This window comes from Streptomyces sp. NRRL WC-3549 (assembly GCF_000721935.1).
Classification (GTDB): domain Bacteria; phylum Actinomycetota; class Actinomycetes; order Streptomycetales; family Streptomycetaceae; genus Streptomyces.
Map to the genome: position 1 here is coordinate 25,002 of NZ_KL585409.1, position 3,136 is coordinate 28,137.

1 protein-coding gene is annotated in these 3,136 nt (G+C 74.3%); it reads right to left on the bottom strand.

Features of this window, described 5'->3' with window-relative positions; translation table 11 throughout:
• A partial coding sequence (locus IH13_RS0119610) for an SDR family NAD(P)-dependent oxidoreductase (protein ID WP_234433338.1) occupies positions 1-3,136 on the bottom strand: 3,136 nt, incomplete at both ends.

Consider the following 3,136-nt stretch of genomic DNA (forward strand, 5'->3'; position numbering starts at 1 on the left):
GGCCGCCGTCCGGCGCCGTCCGGTGTGCAGCGCGCTCCAGGGCACCCGGACCCCGCGCACCCAGAGAGCGGCCAGGTCCTCCAGGGCCCCGTCCTCGGCGAGCCCGGCGAGGAAGGCCTGGCTCCGGGCGCCGGACAGGACGGAGGTCCATGGTCCGTCGTCGTCTTCGGCGTTGCCCCGGTACGCGGGTACGGGAGTGTGTATAAGAGACAGGTGTACGCGATGTCCGCGAGGCTCGTCGTGTCGTCGTCTTCGAGGAAGGCGTGCAGGCGGCGTACCGCCGTGTGCAGGCGTTCCTGGGTCCGGGCCGAGACCACGACGATCTGCGGCGCGGTGTCCGGGTCGTCGGCCCCGGGCTCAGCGGCGGCCGGAGGTGCCTCCACGACCATGCTGATGTGGGAGCCGCCCGCCGCGACGCAGTTGATGAGGGCGCGGCGAGGGTGGGACGGGCCGTCGGTGCCCGTGCCGCCGCGCGGCTCCCAGTCCGTCAGCCGGTCGCACAGTTCGAGTGGCGAACCGTCTAGGTCCAGACGGGGGTTGGCGGTGCCGGCCTCGACGAGCGGTGCTATCTGGCCGTGCTGGAGCTGGAGGACGACCTTGGTCAGCTGGGCGATGCCGGAGGCCGCCTCGGGGTGGCCGAGGTTGGACTTCACGGCGCCGACCGGCACCGGGGGCGTGACACCGGTGAACACCTCGCGCAGGGCGCGGAGTTCGACCTCGTCGGAGAACGCGGTGCCGTTGGCGGCGGACTCGACGTAGCCGATGGACCCGGGGTCGGCACCGGCCCGCTCCAGCGCCCGGTGCATGGCCGCGACCTGGGTGCGGTGGCTGGGCGTCATGAAGCCGTTGGAGCGGCCTCCGTGCAGCGAGGAGGTGCTCTTGAGGACCGCCAGGACTCTGTCGCCGTCGCGCAGCGCCGCGTCCAGCGGCTTGAGCAGGACGGCGCCGACCGCCTCGGCGGGGAGGTAGCCGTCGCCGTCGCGGAAGCTGCGGCTGCCGGGGTGGGTGCCGAGCAGTTGCATCTCGCCGAGGGCCAGGTACTTGTCCTCGTGCACGGTCAGGTTGACCCCGCCGGCGACGGCCAGCTCGCACTCGCCGCGCAGCAGGTCGGCGCAGGCCAGGTGGACGGCCATGGCGGACGAGGTGCACATGCTGTCCACGGCGAGGCTCGGGCCTTCGAGGCCGAAGAAGTGGGAGACGCGGTTGGCGATGAGGTTGTAGGAGGCGGAGGAGGTGAGGGCCGCGAGCACCGGTTCGGAGGAGTCCGCCCGGTACATCTGGTAGGCGGCGCCGACGTACCCCCCGACGCGCCGCCGGTAGCGGCTCTCGATCACCTCCTGGGTGATCCCGCCCTGTTCGAGCAGGTGCCACACGGCCTCCAGGAACAGCCGCTGCTGCGGGTCCATCGCGGCGGCCTCGCGGGGCGAGATGCCGAAGTGCAGCGGGTCGAAGCGGTCGATGCCGTCCAGGAACGCCCCCCACTGGGCCCTGCCGCCGGTGTCCCAGCGCTCGGCGGGGACCTCGGTGACGCAGTCACGTCCCTCGCGCAGCGCGGCCCAGAACTCCTCCAGGTCGTCGGCGTGCGGGTAGCGCCCGCCGATGCCGATGACGGCGATGTCCCGGCCCGCCGGTGTCGGGACCGGGGCGGGAACGGGGACCCGAGCGGCAACGACGGCACCGGACCCGGCCGTTACGGGCGGGGCGGTCTGCGGCCGGGCGGCCCCGGGCGCCGGCTCTCCGACGAGTGCGCGCAGCGCCTGCGGGTGCTCGTCCGCGAGGTACCGGGCCAGCCCGCGCACGGTCCGCGCCTCGAAGAGCAGCGTCCGCGACAGCGGCCCGAAGGTGTCCTCCAGCGGTTCGACCATGGCCACGGCGAGCACCGAGTCCATGCCGTACCGCTCCAGCGGTGTGTCGGGGTCGAGGCGTTCGGGGCCGAGCTTGAGGGCGGCGGCCAGCACACGCCTGAGGTGAGCCACCGCACGGTCCTCGACGGACCGTGCGGAACCGCCGCCGAGGACAGCACCGGGGGCGGGGGCATGCGCGGTCGTACCCGTCGTGGTCCGCGCTGCCACGTCCTGCGGTAGGGCGGCCGGCGGTACGGCGGCCCGAGGTGCCGCCTCCCCGGCGCGCTCCGTCAGCAGGGTCAGCAGGGCCTCACGGTCGCCCGCGACGACCAGCAGCCTGTCGTCCCCTCGGACGTCCTCGCCGACGAGCGCGTACCGCAGGGCGGCGAGGCCGCGCTGTGTGTCGAGGGGGGCGAGGCCGGCGGCGCGCAGCTGCTCGCGGACGGGGCTGTGGGCGCCCATGCCGCCTTCGTCCCACAGCGGCCAGTTGACGGACACGGTCCGGCCGCTGCGCAGGCCCTCGCCGGCGAGCTGGTTGCGGTGGGTGGCGTAGGCGTCCATGAAGGCGTTGGCGGCGGCGTAGTCGCTCTGGCCGGGGTTGCCGAGGGCGCCGGCGAGCGAGGAGAAGCAGACGAAGAGTTCCAGGGGCTGGTCCCGGGTCAGCTCGTCCAGGTGGACCAGTCCGGTGACCTTCGGGGCGAGGACCCGGTCGAGCTCCTCGGTGCTCTTGCGGACGACGAAGTTGTCGTGGATCACGCCGGCGGCGTGCAGCACGCCGGTCAGCGGGCCGTGCTCGTCGGCGACGCGGGCCAGCAGTGCGGCGAGGGCGTCCCGGTCGGTGACGTCGACGGCTTCGTACCGGACGGTCAGCCCGGTGGTGCGCAGATCCCGCAGCGTGGCGCGTCGTTCCTCGGTCAGCGGGGAGCGCCCGGTGAGGACCACCGTGGCCTGCGCGGCCGAGGCGGCGATGTCCCGCGCGACATGCAGGCCGAGCCCGCCCATGCCGCCGGTGACGAGGTAGACGCCGCCCTCTCGCCAGGGTGCGGCGGTGAGGGGTCCGCCGGTGACCTCGGTGAGGCGGCGGACCTGGCGGTGGCCGTCGTGGTGGCGTACCTCCGGCTCCGGGTCGGTGGTGGCCTCGGCCACGAGGCGGGCGGCGACGGTGGCGGGCGAGGCGCCGTCCAGGCACTCCAGGTACTGGGTGCGCAGCTTCGGGTTCTCCAGGTGGGCCGTGCGCAGCAGTGCGCTCAGACCGCTGGAACAGGTCGGCCGTCCGCCGTCGCCGACGGCGG